A 17,050-nucleotide genomic window follows, 5' to 3' on the forward strand; every position below is an offset into this window, starting at 1 on the left:
TACACCCGTGCCGTGCGCCGAGCCGTCTCCACCGTCCCGCACTACCGGGAGCGGTACGCGGCGACCGGAACCCTGCCGCCGCTCACCCGCGACGAGGCCGAGCACCGGCGCCACCTGCTGATGCCGCTCGGCTCGTCGCTGCTCGCGCGCCGCGACCCCGGCCGGCCGGTCACCGAGCACCTCGCCGAGCTGCGCGACGCTCTGCGGACCGCCGGTCACCGGACCGGCGGCCGGGAGGTGTACGAGGTCTCCACCGCGCTGCGCGAGCCCGTGCGCGCGTACGGCACCGACTGGCGCGTGCTGCTCGCCCCCACGGCGGACGCGCTGCCGCACGTCGTCGAGCGGTACGGCACCGGAGATCGCGGACCGGGCGGCGACACGCTGGTCGTCGGTGACGCCGGACACTCTCGCGGACCGGGCCGCGACGCGCTGGTCGTCGGTGACGCCGGCCAACCGCAAGGGACGGGTGCCGCGACCGTCGAGCGCGTCACCCTGGCGGCCGCCGCCCGTACCCTCCCCGCGCCCGGATCCCTCTGGTACGAGCCGTGGCTCGGCCACCTCGGCGGGGTCCCCGCCGACTGCGGCGAACTGCACCTCAGCGCCGACCGCGTCCACGCCCGGCTGCTCGACGGCACGACCGTGCTGACGCTGCTGCGCCGGCGCCGCCCCACGCTCGTCCACGTCCGGCCGGAGGGCGCCGGCTCCTTCGCGCCCGCCTCCTGCCCCCGGCACGGCGTACCGATCCTCGGGAGAACACCGTGAACTCAGCCCTGGCACCCGTCATGCGGCTCGTGCCCGTCCTGCGCAACCTGGTCCGGACCCACCGTCTCGAGCGGGCCTCGCCGGAGCGGCTCGACGCCGAACGGCGGCGCCTGCTGGTGGAGTTGGTCCGGCACGCGCAGGCGGACGTCCCCCGCTACCGCGAGCTGGTCGCACCGGAGACGGCGGCCGCCTTCCGGGGTCCGGAGGACCTGCCGTCGCTGCCCACACTGGACCGCGCCGAGTTCCACGACCGGGCGCCCGAGGAGCTGCTCGCGGCCGGTTTCACCACGGCGAACACCAAGGCGGGCACCACCAGCGGCTCGTCCGGCATCCCGATCACCATCCGCAACTCCGAGCACGACCTCGGCTATCTGCGGGCGTCGTACCTCTACGACATGCTGGCCTCGGGGCTGCGGCCGTGGGACCGGATGGCCTACTTCCGGGTCACGCCGTTCCTGCGCCACCCGCTGGAGCGGTTCGGGCTGCTCCGTACGTTCCACATCGACACCAGCACCACGCTGGACGACCAGGTCGCGGCGTTTCTCGCGGCCCGGCCGACCTTCCTCGTCGGCTTCCCGCATGTGATCGCCTCCGTGGTGGAGGAGCTGGAGCGGCGAGGCGTACGGTACGGGGCCGCCCGGCGGGTGCTGTTCGGCGGCGAGCGGCTGACGCCGACCGCGCGGGCCCGGGTGCTCGGCCATCTCGGGGCGCGCTGCCACGAGGTGTACGCCTCGGTGGAAGTGTTCACGATCGCCCGCACCTGCCGGCTCGGCGCGCTGCATCTGCGGGCGGCGGACGTGGTGGTGGAGCTGGAGCAGGACGACGGTTCGGTCGTACCGGCCGACGGTACGCGCGAGGCGGAGGGCGAGATCCTGGTGACCCGGCTGCACAGCGAGGCGATGCCGCTGATCCGCTACCGGCTCGGCGACCGGGTGGCCGTGGGCCCGGCCGACTGCGGCTGCGGGCGCCACACGCCGGTGGTGCTGCGGGTTCAGGGCCGCAGCCAGGACCGCTTCCGGGGCCTGGACGGGCGGGAGTTCTACGCCGACTTCCTGACGTACGCGGTGCAGGACTTCGCCGAGGTGTCCCGGATGCAGCTGGTGCAGGAGCGGCCGGGTCAGGTGACGGTACGCGTGGTCCTCGCGGCGGGCTCCGGCCCGGCCGTCACCGAGCGGATCGCGGCGGCCGTGCGGGAGGCGGTTCCCGGCTTCGACGTACGGGCCGAGGCGGTGCGCTCCATCGCGCCGGAGGCCAACGGCAAGATCAGGATCGTGAAGGTGGAGGCTCCGGCGCGCTGAACCCCGAAGGGGCGGGCCACCCGCGCCCGCCCCCCGTACCTCCGCGTCCGCTCAGATCGCCCGGCGCTCCTCCAGCGCGGCCCGCCAGGACGGCGGGAGGTTGCGCACCACCTCGATGCCGGAGAAGACCGACGGCTCCTGCGGGCCGACCTCCTTGACCCAGGCGGCCATCCGGCCGATTCCCTCCTCCAGGCCGACGTGCCGGTCGCCGGTGGACAGGACCTTGCGGGCCTTCTCGTGGGTGGCGTAGGCGTCCCGTACCTCATTGCGCTCGGGCAGGTGGTTGACGCGCAGCTCCACGCCCATCGCGTCGCAGACGGCGGAGGCGATGCGGTTGACGCTGTAGACGTGGTCGCCGCCGATGTTGAAGACCTCGTTGTACGCCTCCGGGATCTCCACGGACCGGGCGATGGAGGGCGCCACGTCCTTGATGTAGCTGAAGGCGCGGGTCTGTTCGCCGTCGCCGAAGACCGTGAACGCCTCGCCGCGCAGGGCCTGGTTCATGAAGATGCCGATGACGTTGCGGTAGCGGTCGCCGATGTTCTGGTACTCGCCGTAGACGTTGTGCGGCCGGAAGACGATGTACGGCATGCCGAACATCTCGTGGGTGACGCGGAGTTCCTGTTCGACGGAGAACTTCGCGATGCCGTACGGGTCCTCCGGCGCGGGCACCAGGTCCTCGCTCATGGGGAGTTGGTTGGCGCCGTAGACCGCGATGGACGAGGTGAAGACGAAGCACTTGACCGTACCCGCGTTGACGGCGGCGTTGATGAGGTTGACGCTGCCGACCACGTTGTTCATGTAGTTGAACCGCTTGATGAAGTGGCTGAGCCCTTCGGCGGCGTACGCGGCGAGGTGGAAGACGTAGTCGACGCGGTGGGCGGCGAAGACGGCGTCGACCACCTCCGGGTCGCAGACGCTGCCGTGCCGGAACTCGGCGGCCTCGGGGACGTTGGCGCGCTCGCCGCCGCTGAGGTCGTCCAGGACGATGACGCGGTGGCCGGCGGCGAGCAGTTCGCGGGCCACGTGCGATCCGATGAAGCCGGCGCCTCCGGTGACGAGGGAGACGGGGGCGGGAGGGGCGAGGTTCATGCCAGTTCCATTTCCTTGTGCTTGGCGGGGGTGTCGGAGGGGGAGGCTGTCCCGCCGGGCGTCGGTACGGAATCGGCGGCGGGCGGGTGCGAGAGTTTCAGCAGGCGCAGCGCCGGGCCGGTCATGACCGTGGTCAGCACCGCCATCACGACGAGCACGGTGAACGCGTTCTGGTTGATGAGCCCGGCGTCCAGTCCGGCGCGGAGCACGACGATCTCGGTGACGCCCCGCGCGTTCAGCAGCACGCCGAGCCCGAGCGACATCCGCCAGGGCAGTCCGGCCGTACGGGCGGTGACGGCGGTCCCGGCGAGCTTGCCGACCACGGCGGTGACGACCGCGACGGTCCCGGCCAGCAGCAGGCCCGCGTGGCCGGTCACCTGGGTGAGGTCCACGGTCATGCCGACGGAGACGAAGAACAGCGGCAGCAACAGCCGGCGGTTCACGGAGTCGAGCCGTGTCTGTACGGCGGTGAGCGCGGTGCCCGGGCGGTGCGGAACCAGCATCCCGGCCAGGAAGGCGCCGAAGATCGAGTGGACGCCCATCAGATCGGTGACCCAGGCCAGCGAGAAGGCGAGCACCAGCAGCGCGAGCAGCCGGACGGCCGACGACACCTGCGTACGGTCCGCCCAGCGGCCGGCGGCGCGCACCAGCGGGCGGCCGGCGATCAGGACGACGGCGGCGAACGCGGCCGCGAGCAGCACGGTCCCGCCCGCGCCCCAGACGCTGCCGGCCGTCGCGACCGCCATGGCCGTGGCCAGGGCGCACCAGGCGATCACATCGCAGGCGGCGGCGCAGGTCATGGCCATGGTGCCGAGCGGATGGCGGGCCAGGCCCGACTCCTGGACGATCCGGGCGAGGACCGGGAAGGCGGTGATGCTCATCGCCGTACCGAGGAAGATCGCGAACGGGACGAAGCCGATGCCGCCGCCGGCGAACTCCCGGTAGACCAGCGCCGCGGAGAGCACGCCCAGCACGAACGGGATGATCATGCTGCCTTGGCTGACCGCGCCGACCACCCGTCCGCTGCGCCGCACCTGGGAGGCGTCGAACTCGGAGCCGATGGCGAACATGAAGAGGATCAGCCCGACCTGCGCCAGCACGCCGAGCAGCGGCTTGGCCGCTTCCGGATAGAACAGCTCGGTGGAGCCGGGGAGGATCCCGGCCAGGAACGACGGGCCGAGCAGCAGGCCGGTGGCGATCTCGCCGATGACCGGCGGCTGGCCGAGCTTACGGGCCAGCAGACCGCCCGCCGTGGCGGCGGCGGCCACCGCGGCGAGGGCGAGGACGACCCGGAGCACGGTCTCGGCGACATGCGGGCCCTCGGCGGGCGGCCCGCCTCCGGCACCTCCCGTACCACCGGGTTCCGGCGCGCCGAGGCCGAACGCGAGCGCGGCGACGAGCACGCCGACGGCGGCGGCGGAGATCAGCAGCGGGTAGACGATGCCACGCCAGGCGGGCGGTCCCGCGGGGCGCGACGGAGGCTGGGTCATCGTGGTGCTCCAAGGTCGGTCGGCACGGTGGGCCGCGTGATGGGTGGGGTCGTCGTACGGGTCTTCGGGGCGCGGCCGCGGAGAGGCGGGCTGCTGCGGAGAGGCGGGCTGCGGAAGGTACGGCTCCGGAGCAGGAGGCGGGCGAGCACGGCGTGGGCCACCTCGCCCGCCGTGAGCGCGGTGACCGCACCCAGCGCGCCCAGCGCCGGCACGAGGACCAGGCCGGACAGGACGGCGCAGAGCAGACCGCCCAGCGCGCTCACCGCGGTGGCCCGCAAGGTGTACGGAGTGGCGTTCTCCAGCAGGTAGTTGAGGCTGCCGACGGTGAAGACGAGCGGCACGCCGAGCACGTACAGCAGCAGGACGGCGACCGGTGGCGCGACGAGACCGGACTGCTGCGCCGACCACGCCAGCCACAGGCTCCCGGCGCTCCACACCGCTCCCACGGCCGCGACCGGCAGCAGCCGCCGGACCACGCGGCGGTCCAGCGAGGCGGGATCCACCGAGCGGAGGGTGAGGGACACGTGCGGCTGGAAGAGCCGCAGCAGATAGCCGAAGCCGTTCAGCAGCACGGACGAGGCGAGGATCATCAGATACAGGTGGCCGGTCTGCTCGTGGTGCCGGGAGGCGCCGAGCAGCACGAACAGCACGCTCACCGTGCCGGAGGCCGCGATGTCGCCGCAGGCCATCAGCGCGGAGGTGGTCATCACGGGCCGTACGACCCCGCCGCGCACCGGTCGGCCGGTGGCCCGGTACAGGGCGGGCAGCTGGGCCAGGTTGAGCAGCGCGGTGCCGCCGAGGATCCAGCCGGTGAAGGCCGCCGGGCCCCAGCCGAGCAGGCTCGCTCCGCCGGCGCCGGTGGCGATGACCAGCGACAGCACCGCGAAGTTCAGGACGTCGGCGCGGTTGCGGTCCAGGGCCCGGCAGAGGCCGACCAGGACGGTGTTCAGCCCGAGGAGCGCGGCGTAGAGACCGGCGAGCAGGCCCAGCGCCACCGTGGAGCCGCCGGAACCTCCGGAACCTCCGGACCGTACGAAGAGCGCCGTGCCGGCCAGCCAGAGCACGGCCGCTCCGGCGAGCAGCAGCGCGGAGGCCAGGAGGACGGTGATGAGCTGGGGCCCGGTGCGCAGGGCTCTGGGGACGAGTTTCAGCGCGGACTTCTCGATGCCGAGCGTGGTGAGGGTGGTGAGCACCTGGGCGGTGCCCATGGCGGCGGCGTACGGCTCGTACCCCGCCTCGCCCCAGCTCGCCAGCAGGACCGCGTTGGCGCCGAGCAGCGCCAGCCGGAAAGCGGTGCGCCCGGCGAGCAGGGAGGCCAACGACCGTGCGGTGGGGCGGCGGTCGGGGCGGGCGGGGGTGGCGGTGGGGGCCCGGTCCGGTGCGGGGACCCGGCTCGGCCCGCCGGACGTCCCGGTCATGCCGGTGCGGTGCGGGCCGGATCGACGGCCGCCTCCGGAGCGCCCGGCGCCACCGCGTCCGACGTGACGAACCGGCCCTTGCCGCCCGCCGTGATCTCGACGCTCTCCGCCCGCACGACCTCCAGCGGGAAGCCGCAGCCCGCCACGGCGAGCAGCCGCTCCCGCACCCCGGCGGTCAGCTCGTCCCACGCGGCCGGGGACAGCTCTCCGTCCGGGACGACGTTCAGCCGTACCGCTCCCGCCCGGTCCTGCACCACACCGCACTCCGCGATACCGGGAAAGGTCGCGGCCAGGTGCAGGAACGTGTCCGGGTACAACTGGCGGCCGTTCGGCAGGGATACGGCGTCGTTGACGCGGCCCGCCGTCAGCCGCAGGGTCCTGAAGCGCCGGCCGCACGGGCACGGTCCGGCGTCGATCCGGCCCACGTCGCCCAGGTCGTAGCGGATCAGCGGCATCGCGCGCTCCATGAACGCGGTCACCACCACCCGCCCTTCACCTCCGTCGGGCACCGGCCGCCCGTCCGGCCCGAGGATCTCCACGAGCAGCCGGTCCTCCGCGAGGTGGGCCCGCTGGTGGCGGCACTCGTACGCGATGTTGAGCACCTCGAACGCCGAGTACTCGTCATGCACCGGAACCCCGAACTCCCGCTCCAGCAGCGCCCGGTGCTCCGGCACGAGCAGCTCGGACTCCGTCATCACCAGCTTCAACGTGGAGCGCAGGGAGGCGAGTTCGGCCGGGCCCAACGCCCTTAGCAGAGACCGCAGATGGACCGGGTAGCCGATGATGACCTGCGGCCGGGCGGCGAGCAGCTCGGCCGTGATCTCGTCCATCGGCCGGTCGGTGAGCAGCACATGGCGGCGGAACAGCCCGGCCTTCTGGTAGCCGCGCGCGGGCGGTGCGAACGGCCGGATGTGCGAGAGCCGGTCGGTGGGCCGGTAGCGGCCGGTGGCCAGGAACCGGCGTACGCAGGAGGCGAGGTGGTAGTCGTGGCTGCGGTGGTCGTGGACGACGGTGACCCGCCGCCCGGTGGACCCGCTGGTGCGGAAGGTGGGCAGGGCGCCGGGGTCGGCCCCGTCCGCGAGGAGCTCCGCCACGGGCCGGCCCCGCAGGACCTCCTTGTCGATGACCGGCAGCCGCGCCACCTCGGCGAGCGAGCGGAGCGGGCCGGTGCGGTAGGCGGGGTGCGCGCGGTAGTACGGGACCCGGGCGCGGGCGTGCGCCAGCATCCGGTTCAGCTGGGCGAGCTGGCGCCGGCGCAGCGCGCGCCGGGACCCGTACTGCCGGGCGTACGTGACGGGCACGTACCAGGCCTCTCGGAGGAACATCGCGTCCAACTCCCCTTGATTCCGTCAGGCCCGTCAGGCGGCCGTGCCGGACACGGCCGAGCGGCGGCGCGGGACGACGCGGCCGAGGGCGCTGAACCAGCGGGTCGGGGCGAACAGCACGAAGAGCGCGACCACGACATGCGTGATGATCATGGCGAACGCCTCGTGCTTGCTGGCCGGGTGGCCGAGCCGGACCGTCATGTGCGAGGCCCAGGTCCACACCTCGGGGATGGTCTGCCACTGCGGGTCGGTGTGGTCGTTGATCGTGAGGTACGCGAGGTCCTCCAGGCCCGAGAGCATGATCAGGAGCATCGCGTAGCCGAGCCGGCGCACCAGGTGCGCGGCGCCGCCGCCGATCCGGAAGCAGAAGAGGAAGGTCAGGATCAGGAACGGCGTGAGCGTCAGGACGTAGTAGTACAGCTCGGGATGGTTCTCCGCGTGGAAGAAGATCTTCGGCACGAAGTAGAGGAAGTAGAGCATGAAGCAGAGCGGCGCGAAGAGGTGCAGCCGGAGCTTCTGCGCCCACTCCGGGTCGAGTTGGGCGAGCGCCTCGGTGGCGAGGACGAACGGCACCAGCTTGAAGAGCATGACGCCGAGGCTCTTGACCTCGCGGTCGTGCGGCATCACGAACCAGACGATGGCCGCGAAGACGAGGGCGAGCGAGGCCAGGATGAGGAAGGGCGCATGGCGCCGGAGCGTGGTCAACGCTTCTCCGTAAGCAGGTCGGTGCGGATGGGGGCGGTGGCGGATGCCACGGCGGGTTCGGGGGCGGTGGCGGGCACGGGGGCGGCCTTGCCGGGTGCGTCGGGTTCGACGCCGAAGCGGAGGAGGGACCTGGCCCTGGCCTGCGCCTCGCGGAGCTCGGCGTAGGTGTCGGCGACCAGCAGGAGGTAGCCGAGCTTGTGTCCGGCCTGGGTGTAGCGCCGGACCCGGGAGCCGGGGGTCGGGAAGATACGCAGCTCGGCGGTCTGCGGCAGCGCGCGGACCGCGTCGGCGCCCTCGATGGTGCGCAGGGTGCCGTCGGTGTCGGTGGAGAGGATCTGCAGGGCCGTCTTCTTGTCGTGGCGGGCCTGGAGGTCGAAGGGGAGGCCGAGCGCGAGGCGGAGCGCGGCCTCGTAGGTGTCGATGCCGTACGCGTGCCGGACGAGGAGCGGCATGCCGTTGCCGCCGAGCCGGGCGCCCATCTCGATGAAGCGGATCTCCTCGGTGCGGTCGACCACGAAGTCGAAGTTGACCGGTCCGTCCGTGTGGCCGAGCGCGCCGCAGATGTCCATGACCATGGAGCGCAGGGCGATCTCGGTGACCGGCGCCAGTTCGGCCGGGACCATGTGCCCGGTCGTGATCATGTGGGGCGCGCCGGTGGTGGAGCGCTCGGTGACCGCGATGGTCGCCAGCTTGGCGTCGCGGAGGAACGCCTCGGCGGAGAGGTGCCGGCCGAGCAGCATCTCCTCGACGATCACCTCGCCGGAGAAGGAGTACGTACGGGCTTCGGCGACGGCCGCCGGCAGTGCGGCCTGGTCGGCGACGACCTGGACGCCCTTGCTGCCGGAGGAGTCGCTCGGCTTCACGATCACCGGCATGGGCAGTGCGGCGGCGGCGAGGCGCAGCTCCACCGGGTCGGCGGACTGGACGTAGGCGTACGTCGGCAGCCCGAGCCGCTCCAGCACCTCGTGGAAGTACCCCTTGTCGACCGAGGCGCGCACCGCGTCCGGCGCCGGCCGGTACGGGGTGTCCAGCAGCCGGCTCAGCTCGGCCACCGACTCCTGGGCGGCGTCGCTCGCCGGGGAGATGACCGCGGCGATGTCGAGGTGGCCGACCATGGCGGCGATCCGCTCCGGGGCCCGGGTGGTCATGCAGAGGAACAGGTCGGCGGCGGAGGCGCCGAGCGCGTGCGGACGCTGGTCGACGCCGACGACTCCGTACCCGAGTCGGCGCGCCGCGTGGTAGGCGGGCAGCTGGTCCTCGCCGCCGCCCAGCACGAGGATGTGAGGCTTGGTCATGGCAGGTTCCCTGTCTGGAGCAGCGACGCGGGCGCCGCCCGGCCGGTGGTCTTCTCTGGATGGGGGTGCGGGTCGGTGGGTGATCCGGCGTGCAAGTCGGCGACCACCGGACCGGTTTCGGGGCCGGCGTGCGGGTCGGCGTAGAGGTAGTCCTGCGGCCGTACGGGCACGTTGGCCTCGCGGATCTGGTAGCGGGGCAGTCCGGCGCTGCCGCGCATGACGCGCACCAGGTAGCGGGCCAGCAGGGCCAGCGCGCCGAGCCCCGCCGTGTGCAGCAGGACGGAGGCCAGCGCCAGCGGCTGGAGCCCGCTGCCGGCCGCCGTCAGCGCCACGGCGGCCGCCGCCGCGCCGAGCGCGGCGAGGTAGATCAGGGCGAGCGGCCGGTAGGAGAAGCCGACGAAGAGGTCGGCGGCGTGCCGGAACAGCTTCGCCAGCGACCATTTGGCCACCCCGGCCGCGCGCGGTGAGTGGGCCGTCTCCACCGTGGTGTACCGCGCGCCGATCAGCGGGAGGGTCGCCAGGAAGTACGGGGTGCTGACCTTGCAGGCGGCGACCTTGCGGGCCACCGAGGTGCGCACCACCCGGAACACCGAGGCGTGGACCGGCAGTTCGATGCCGAGGATCCGGGTGGCGATGGCCTGGTGGCCGACCGTGCCGAGCCGGCGGTACCAGGGGTCCTGCCGGCCGGTACGGACCGCGAACACCGCGTCGTACTCCCCTTCGACGGCCCGCCGGGTGAGTTTGTGGATTTCGGCGGGCGGTGACTGCAGATCGGCGTCGAGCTGGACGGTCCATTCCTTCGACGCGTACGAGAATCCGGCGGTAAAGGCCGATTCGAGCCCGAAATTGCGGGCGAAGGATATGTAGCTGACGCGCGGGTCACCGGCGGCGAGCCGCTTGATGATGGAGAGGGTCGTATCCGTACTGCCGTCGTCGACGAAAAGAATTTCGGCGTCCCCGTACGGATACACCTCCTCCTTGATACGCAGGTATGCCTGCTCTATGCATTCCTCCTCGTTGAAACAGGGCACCATCGCGGTGATGGAAAGCGTGGCAGGCATCCTGGCCATCGTCCGTCGTCCTTCTGCTCGCGCCCGGATAAAGGTCCGTCCAGATCAGTCGAACATCGCGTTCATCGTCTCGTGCGTGGCCGCCTTCTGCTGGTCCGCGCGGCTGGCCCAGCAGGTGTTGAGGATGATGCGGGTCCTGTCCGCGTTGAGCGGGACCGTGCGGTGCAGCGTGGTGTCCGAACGCAGCAGGTACAGCTCGCCCTTGGCGTGGCCGTAGCTGCGGATCGGGTGCTTCTGCAGGTACTCCTGGACGCGCGGGTCGTCCTTGTTCCAGTCGGTGTGCGGGATGCACTGGAGCATGCCGCCGTACTCCAGCGACGGGGCCTCGATCAGCCAGATGACGGTGAAGCTGAAGTCGCCCCAGTGCCAGCCGTGGGTGTCACCCTTCTGGTGCTGGCGGGTGATGATGTACTTCTCCTCGTCCCACGGGCAGCCCATGACCTCCTCCTTGGCCAGCCGGGAGAGGAAGTCCTTGAGCGCGGCGGACTCGTAGACGGCCGGGATCAGCGAGCCGTCCGTGGCGATGGCCTTCTGGCCGACCGTGGACATGTAGCGCGGCGAGTCGCCGGTCTCCTTGAGGCGGATGTCGATGCGCTTCTGGTGGGTGTCGATCAGCTCGTGGGTCTCCTGGGCGACCGCGTCGAAGACCTCCGGCGAGACGAGGCCGGGGAGCTTGACGTACCCCTCGCGGCGGAAGTGCTGCGAGAGCCCGAGCACCTCGTGGTCGTCGGCGAACCGCTCCGCGATGTTCTTCGCGATCAGCTCTTCGATGTTCTCGGTGGTGATGCTGTTCTGCGACACGGTGAACTTCCCCTCGGATAGGAACCGCTGTTGACCCCTTGAGTCTCAGGAATTCCCGCCCGGTCCGGTAGTGCCGGGCTCACCGATTACGCATGAGGAAGCCATCCGCCCGCCGGACGTGAAGATCTCACATCGCACATGAGGAACTCATGGGCCGGGCTCCGGTGAAATACCCACGCTTGCAGGAGCCGACCCGTTGCGGTCAAATCCCCAAGGATGTTCCGTGCGATGATTCCGATGAACGGGAGAGAAAAAGATGGCGAGAACAGCGGTGGTGGCCGGCGGAGCGGGATTTCTCGGCTCGCATCTGTGCGAAAGGCTGCTCGCGGACGGCTGGCGCGTCCTGTGCGTCGACAATTTCGTCACGGGCTCCCCGGAGAACGTGGCCCATCTGGTGGGCGACGCGTTCCGGCTGGTGGAGGCCGATGTGACGGCGGGGATACCGGCGGTGGACGGCCCGGTCGACGCCGTACTCAACCTCGCCTCGCCCGCGTCCCCGGTCGACTACCTCGAACTGCCCCTGGAAACGCTGCGGGTGGGCTCGGAGGGCACCCGGCACCTGCTGGACCTGGCCCGGGAGAAGGGCGCGCGGTTCGTCCTGGCCTCCACCTCGGAGACGTACGGCGACCCGCTGGTCCATCCGCAGCCGGAGAGCTACTGGGGCAACGTCAACCCGGTCGGGCCGCGTTCGGTGTACGACGAGGCCAAGCGGTACGCCGAGGCGATCACGATGGCGTACCGCCGTACGTACGGCGTCGACACCGGCATCGTCCGCATCTTCAACACGTACGGGCCGAGGATGCGCGCCCACGACGGCCGCGCCGTGCCCACCTTCATCCGCCAGGCGCTCGCCGGGCAGCCGCTCACCGTGGCCGGTGACGGTTCGCAGACGCGCTCGCTCTGCTACGTCCCCGACCTGGTCGACGGCATCGTCCGGATGACGGAGTCGGAGCTGGCGGGGCCGGTCAACCTCGGGAACCAGGAGGAGATTTCGGTCCTCCGGCTCGCCGAGTGGATCCGTGAGCTCACCGGCTCCGCCTCCGCCATCGCGCACGTGGAGCGCCCCACGGACGACCCGTCGATCCGCCGGCCCGACACGACGAAGGCGCGCGAAGGGCTCGGCTGGAGCGCCCGGTTCACGACGGAACGCGGACTCACCGCCACGATCGACTGGTTCCGCGGCAGGCGGGAGGCCGGTGTGGAGGGTCTGCAGCTCGCCGGTGCAGAGGAAATGTAGAACGCGCTGCCACGCTGCAGCCCTGGAGCAACCGGATCGGGGACGAACGTGGGACGTCGGGTGTCGGCGGGCGGGGGCGGGGCGCGTCGGGGGCCGGCGGGCGGCAGCGGGGCTCGTCGGGGGCCGGCGGGCACGAGCCGGGCACGGTCACCCGTTCACCCAGCCCTTGCCGGCGGCGAGCACGCCCGCCTCGAAGCGGCTGCGCGCTCCCAGCCGCTGCATCAGATCGGCGGTGACACGCCGTACGGTCCGTACGGACACGCCGAGTTGGCGGGCGATGGCCTCATCGGTGAACCCTTCCGTGAGCAGGTCGAGCACGGCCCGCTCCGGCGAGGTCAGCGGGCTGCCGTGGCCGGCCGCGACCTCGGCCGTGCTCTCGCCGAGCGGCTTCGCCTGCTGCCAGGTCTGCTCGAAGAGGGCGAGCAGACCGGTCAGCGCCCCGGTGCCCTCCAGCACCAGCGCACCCCGGTCCGCCGCCGCCGCGTCCATCGGCACGATCGCCCGGCAACGGTCGTAGATGAGCATGCGCAGCGGCAGCCGGGGCACGGTCCGCACCAGCCCGCCGCGCTCGCCGAGCCAGGCCACGTACTCCCTGGTCGCGGTGGAGTTGCGGCAGCTGTCGAGGAAGATGTACCGGAGCCGGACCCCTCGGCCGCTGGTGGCGGTGTCCAGCGGACGGGCGGCCTCCAGGTGCTGCTCGCTCTGGCCGCCGCCGGGGACGAACGCCGCTATCTCGCCGGTACAGGTCGTGGCCAGGTGCTCGATCTTCGACTGGATCTGCTCCATGGTCCGCAGCTTCCGCACCTCGGCGACGCCCTGCCCGGTGGCGCGGATGTCGGCGAGCAGCCCGGCCATCGCGATCCTGCTGGCCCTGATCTGCCGTTCCTTCTCCAGGAGTTCGCTCTCCTGGCCGGCGAGCAGCGTGGCCAGGCCCACCTCCGGATCGACGGGACGGCCGGGCCCGCCGTCCGCCGAAGGCCGTACGAGCGAGAGCGCGGCCAGCCGGTCCAGCGCCGAGGCCGCACGCTCCTCGGGCCATCCCAGCGCCTCCGCGAGACCGGCGACGGCCCCCGGACCGTCCTGGAGCATGGCGCGGTAGACCGCTTCCTCATCCGGGCCGATCCCCAATCGACCGAGCATGGTTCCCCTCCCCCAGAGTGGCGGTGGGTCGCACCGCACATCGCTTCCGCGTACGTGGTCACAGACGCGGATGCGGGCGAAGAATATACGCCATGGCCTGATCTGGACAGTATCCACCGCCTCGACCGGGCCCGTACGGGCGCTCTCCGCAGCGGCCTGGCCAGGTGTACGCGGGCGGCCACCGGCGAGGAGCTGCCACGGGCGGACAGGACGGGCCGGCCGTGTACCTCGTAGACATCCGGCTGGAATCCGCCGCCCGCCTCTCTCCGGCCGAGGTACGGGGCCTGCTGGCGCGGGCGGCCCGTCCCGGCGACGGCGTGGCGCACATCTACGTCCAGCCGGCGCCGCCCGCCGCGGCGCTCTCCCGGGGTCCGGCGCTCTGCCACGACGCGGTGCTCTTCCTCTCCCGTCCCACGCTGACCGAGTCCGAACGGGCGGCCGACGCGGTGCTGAGCCGCTGCACGGCCCGCGGCCTGCGGCTGAGAAGGGTCTCGGCGATGCCGCTCACGCTGCTGGTGGACCTGCTGACGCTGGAAAGCTGACTCCAGGCAACCGCGAGCGGGCCGGGCTGTCGGCGTGTCCTCGTCCTGCCATTGCAGGTCCCTGTCAACGGAATCCCTGGGCAGGGCCGTCCGCCCCGAGCAGAGTGTTCCCACCGGACAGAGCGCCGGTCAAAGGGGAAAGGCGCTCGAACCCGGCCGGCCCGATCCGGCCGGAACACCCGGATCACCTGCTCAGCTGATGCGTCCAGGGGGGACCCATGCAGACTCTCATCCGTTCCACGATCACGTCGGTATGCGCGGCGGCGGCACTGAGCGCCGTACTCCTGGGAGCGGGAGCGGTGGCCGACGCGGCCACCGCCCCGGCCAGCGGCACGCACACGACGGCCTCGGCACCGGCGCCCCTGAGCGTGACGGGCACCCCGGCCGGCCGACTCTCCGGCTCCACGCCGAACGGCAACATATGGGGCCCGTGACGGCGGTGGCCCCGGCGGAGACGTCAGTGGAGACCACACCGGAGACCTCGACGGGCACCCTGCGGCTGAGCCTGCTCGGCCCGGTGGACGCCCACCGCGGCGGCGACCCGGTCAAACTCGGCGGGCCGAAGCCCCGCACGGTCCTGGCCGCGCTGCTCCTCGCCCGGGGCCGGGTGGTCAGCGACACCCGGCTGACCGCGCTGCTCTGGGGCGACCGTCCGCCCGCCACCTGCCCGGCCCAGCTCCATACGTACGCCTCCCGCGTCCGCCATCTGCTGGGCCCCGGCGTCGCGGTGGAGCGCCGGCGGCCGGGCTATCTCATCCGGCTGCCGAAGCAGGGCGTACGCATCGACCTGCTGGAGTTCCAGGAGCGGGCCGCGCGCGGCGCCGAGGCCCTGGCGGCCGGGGACCCGGTGACCGCCGCCGGTGAGCTGCGCCGCGCTCTCGCCGTCTGGCGGGGCGTCGCGCTGGGCGGCGTCTGCGACCCGCTCGCCGACGCCGAGCGCGACCGGCTGGAGGAAGAACGCCTGGCCACGCTGGAACGGCGGATCGACGCCGACCTGGAGCTCGGCCGGCACGCCGCGCTCATCCCCGAACTCATCGCGCTGATCGCCGCCGACCCGCTCCGGGAGGGGCTGCGCGGCCAGCTGATGACGGCCCTGTACCGCTCGGGCCGCCAGGCGGACGCACTCGCCGCCTACCGTGCCGCCCGGGCCACGCTCGCCGCCGAGCTGGGCCTGGAGCCGTCGGCCGAACTGCGCCGCCTGCAACAGGCGTTGCTGACCGGTCATCCGTCACTGCTACCGCGCACGGCACGACGTACGGGAGGCGAGGCGGGCGGAGCCGTACGGGCTCAGGCGAACGGGCCGGGCGGGTCCGTACGGGCTCACGTGAGCGCGTCCGCGCGGGCGGCGGTTCAGGCGGGCGCGTCCGCGCGGGTCGCGGCTCCGGCGGGCGGGGCCGTACGGGGCGCGGCCAAGGCACCGGCGGCGCCGAGGCTCGCACCTCCGGCACCGCGTCCGGAACCACCCGCTCCCCCACCGCCGGGACCTCCCTGGGCGGCGACCGGCACCCTCCGCCCCGCCGAACTGCCGCCCGCACCGGCCGACTTCACCGGCCGGGACCAGGAGGTCATCCGCCTGTCCACCGCGCTCACCAGCCGCCGCCCGCGCCGCCCGGACCAGGCGGTGCAGGTGGTGACCGGGATGCCGGGCATCGGGAAGACGGCCGTGGCGCTGCAGGCGGCGCACCGGGTCAAGCGCTCCTACCCGGACGGCCAGATCCACCTGGACCTGCGCGGCTCCGGCCCCGACCCGCTGGACCCGGCCGACGCGCTGGCCGAACTGCTGCGGCTGGTCGGCGTACCGGAGCACCGGATCCCCGCGGCCCTGGACGACCGCGCCCGCGCCTGGCGTACCCGTACGGCGGACAGCCGGCTGCTGCTGGTGCTGGACGACGCGGCCGACGAGCGCAGGGTGCGACCGCTGCTTCCGGTGACGGACGGCTGCGCGGTGCTGATCACCAGCCGCTCGGGCCTGTACGCACTGGAAGGGGTGGGCCGTACGGTGCTGGCGCCGCTCTCGCCGCCGGACGCGCGGACCCTGTTCGGCAGGCTGGCGGGCCGCTCCCGTACGGACTCCGAACCCGCCGCCGCGGCCGCCGTCGTCGACGCGTGCGCCGGGCTGCCGCTGGCGCTGCGCATCGCGGGCGCGAAGATCGCGGCGCGCCCGCACTGGCCGCTGTCCCGGTACGCCGCCAGGCTCGCGGACCCCGGACGGGCCCTGGCGGAGCTGGTGGTCGCGGACCTGTCGTTGCGCGACCGCCTGACGGAGGCGTACGGGAGGCTGAGCCCCGCCGCCCGCCGGACGCTGCGGTTCCACTCGGCGCTGGGCCCGCATCCGGTGGAGCCCGGTACGGCGGCCGCGCCTCTGGGCCTCGGCGCGGAGGAGGCCGACGAGCTGCTGGCCGATCTGGCCGCGGCGCACTGGGCCGAGGCGGTCCGCCACCCGGGCGGACACGCGTACCGGCTGCATCCGCTGGTCCGGCTCTTCGCGCAGGGCATGCTGGCGGCGGAGGAGGGCACCGTGCCGAGCGTGCTGCCGGTGCGCGCCTCCTGGGACCGGACCAGAACGGACGACACGGCCTGAACCGGTCGCCCACCGCACCCGAGAGAAGAGGAAGACCCCATGCCGCGCCCTTCCGGCTTCAGCTACGAGGCCCGCACCGACGGCACCGTCCTCATCACGCACCGCGGCCGGAAGGCCACCACGCTGCGCGGCGAACGGGCCGCGAAGTTCACCGAGGAGGTGGAGTCGGGCGACGCGCAGGAGGTGATGGCGCGCTGGACGGGCTCGTACAAGTTCGGCAACGAGCGCACCGCCCGCAACCACCCGAGAAACCAGGGCCGCCGCGCCTGACCCCGCCCCGGCGCGGGACCGAGA

At 72.8% G+C, this 17,050-nt stretch carries 16 protein-coding genes; 7 read left to right on the forward strand and 9 right to left on the reverse strand.

Annotation, left to right across the window (positions count from 1 at the left end; genetic code table 11):
• The first annotated feature begins 12 nt into the window (after nt 1-12).
• Nucleotides 13-762: a hypothetical protein gene (locus ACQP09_RS13555; protein WP_433398897.1), complete on the forward strand. Its 750-nt coding sequence runs from the start codon at nt 13-15 to the stop codon at nt 760-762.
• A complete protein-coding gene (locus ACQP09_RS13560; protein ID WP_433398900.1) occupies nt 759-2,060 on the forward strand; it encodes a phenylacetate--CoA ligase family protein in 1,302 nt (433 codons plus the stop codon). Before ACQP09_RS13555 ends, ACQP09_RS13560 begins: the two co-directional genes overlap by 4 nt.
• Nucleotides 2,061-2,111: 51 nt before the next feature.
• On the opposite strand, the gene ACQP09_RS13565 is transcribed toward ACQP09_RS13560, so the two are convergent.
• The 8 genes from ACQP09_RS13565 to ACQP09_RS13600 are packed head-to-tail and all read right to left on the reverse strand — an operon-like array spanning nt 2,112 to nt 11,256.
• Nucleotides 2,112-3,152 (reverse strand): NAD-dependent epimerase/dehydratase family protein, encoded by a 1,041-nt coding sequence (locus tag ACQP09_RS13565; RefSeq protein WP_433398903.1) that lies wholly within the window; start codon nt 3,150-3,152, stop codon nt 2,112-2,114.
• A complete protein-coding gene (locus ACQP09_RS13570; RefSeq protein WP_433398906.1) occupies nt 3,149-4,642 on the reverse strand; it encodes a cation:proton antiporter in 1,494 nt (497 codons plus the stop codon). The genes ACQP09_RS13565 and ACQP09_RS13570 overlap by 4 nt, the downstream gene beginning before the upstream one ends.
• The gene (locus tag ACQP09_RS13575) at nt 4,639-6,060 is read right to left on the reverse strand and encodes a hypothetical protein (protein WP_433398909.1); all 1,422 of its coding nucleotides are present in this window, start codon (nt 6,058-6,060) and stop codon (nt 4,639-4,641) included. The genes ACQP09_RS13570 and ACQP09_RS13575 overlap by 4 nt, the downstream gene beginning before the upstream one ends.
• Nucleotides 6,057-7,385, reverse strand: a complete 1,329-nt coding sequence (locus tag ACQP09_RS13580; protein WP_433398912.1) for a phenylacetate--CoA ligase family protein — start codon at nt 7,383-7,385, stop codon at nt 6,057-6,059. The genes ACQP09_RS13575 and ACQP09_RS13580 overlap by 4 nt, the downstream gene beginning before the upstream one ends.
• 33 nt (nt 7,386-7,418) lie before the next feature.
• A complete protein-coding gene (locus ACQP09_RS13585; RefSeq protein ID WP_433398915.1) occupies nt 7,419-8,090 on the reverse strand; it encodes a hypothetical protein in 672 nt (223 codons plus the stop codon).
• Entirely contained in the window at nt 8,087-9,385 is a 1,299-nt protein-coding gene (locus tag ACQP09_RS13590) for an ATP-grasp domain-containing protein (protein WP_433398918.1), read from the reverse strand. Before ACQP09_RS13590 ends, ACQP09_RS13585 begins: the two co-directional genes overlap by 4 nt.
• Nucleotides 9,382-10,446, reverse strand: a complete 1,065-nt coding sequence (locus ACQP09_RS13595; protein ID WP_433398921.1) for a glycosyltransferase family 2 protein — start codon at nt 10,444-10,446, stop codon at nt 9,382-9,384. The genes ACQP09_RS13590 and ACQP09_RS13595 overlap by 4 nt, the downstream gene beginning before the upstream one ends.
• A 54-nt stretch (nt 10,447-10,500) precedes the next feature.
• A complete protein-coding gene (locus ACQP09_RS13600) occupies nt 10,501-11,256 on the reverse strand; it encodes a HalD/BesD family halogenase (RefSeq protein WP_433398924.1) in 756 nt (251 codons plus the stop codon).
• A gap of 256 nt (nt 11,257-11,512) precedes the next feature.
• On the opposite strand from ACQP09_RS13600, the gene ACQP09_RS13605 reads away from it, so the two are divergent.
• Entirely contained in the window at nt 11,513-12,493 is a 981-nt protein-coding gene (locus tag ACQP09_RS13605; RefSeq protein WP_433398927.1) for a UDP-glucuronic acid decarboxylase family protein, read from the forward strand.
• Nucleotides 12,494-12,640: 147 nt separating this feature from the next.
• Here the strand turns inward: ACQP09_RS13605 and ACQP09_RS13610 are convergent, their stop codons facing one another.
• A complete protein-coding gene (locus tag ACQP09_RS13610; protein ID WP_433398930.1) occupies nt 12,641-13,633 on the reverse strand; it encodes a LuxR C-terminal-related transcriptional regulator in 993 nt (330 codons plus the stop codon).
• Between the two features lie 221 nt (nt 13,634-13,854).
• Here ACQP09_RS13610 and ACQP09_RS13615 point away from each other — a divergent pair, with 221 nt between their 5' ends.
• From ACQP09_RS13615 to ACQP09_RS13630, 4 genes are all read left to right on the forward strand, one after another.
• Nucleotides 13,855-14,175, forward strand: coding sequence for a hypothetical protein (locus tag ACQP09_RS13615; protein ID WP_433398933.1), 321 nt, complete (start codon nt 13,855-13,857; stop codon nt 14,173-14,175).
• 218 nt (nt 14,176-14,393) lie between these two features.
• Nucleotides 14,394-14,609 carry a hypothetical protein gene (locus ACQP09_RS13620; protein ID WP_433398936.1) on the forward strand — a complete coding sequence of 72 codons (216 nt, stop codon included), beginning with the start codon at nt 14,394-14,396 and terminating at the stop codon, nt 14,607-14,609.
• Nucleotides 14,610-14,635: 26 nt separating this feature from the next.
• Nucleotides 14,636-16,756, forward strand: a complete 2,121-nt coding sequence (locus ACQP09_RS13625) for a BTAD domain-containing putative transcriptional regulator (RefSeq protein ID WP_433398939.1) — start codon at nt 14,636-14,638, stop codon at nt 16,754-16,756.
• A gap of 39 nt (nt 16,757-16,795) precedes the next feature.
• Nucleotides 16,796-17,026 carry a hypothetical protein gene (locus tag ACQP09_RS13630; protein ID WP_404069184.1) on the forward strand — a complete coding sequence of 77 codons (231 nt, stop codon included), beginning with the start codon at nt 16,796-16,798 and terminating at the stop codon, nt 17,024-17,026.
• The last annotated feature ends 24 nt before the right edge of the window (nt 17,027-17,050 follow it).

Origin of the sequence: Streptomyces sp. CA-146814, assembly GCF_050942385.1 — a bacterium.
Lineage (GTDB): Bacteria > Actinomycetota > Actinomycetes > Streptomycetales > Streptomycetaceae > Streptomyces.